Genomic DNA, 210 nt, shown 5'->3' on the forward strand with positions numbered 1-210 from the left:
AGAAGAACATGAATAATAATTTTGTTATTCATGTTCTTCTTTTTCTTTTAGAACGCTATAATTACATTCTTCATTGTTACATTTTAGATATTTGCCCTTTTCAACCATAATGGTTTCACACTTTGGACAAATTTCTTTAGTAGGTCTGTTCCAAGTCATAAAATCACATTCTGGATTATTTTCACACCCATAATATCTTCTGCCTTTTTT

The 210-nt window shown here is 28.6% G+C and carries 1 protein-coding gene; it reads right to left on the bottom strand.

Features of this window, described 5'->3' with window-relative positions:
• Positions 1 to 24 precede the first annotated feature (24 nt).
• Positions 25 to 210: hypothetical protein (locus tag ACX6CF_RS26370; protein WP_458788358.1), on the bottom strand; the 186-nt coding region annotated here is incomplete at its 5' end.

The organism is Vallitalea sediminicola, from assembly GCF_054408565.1.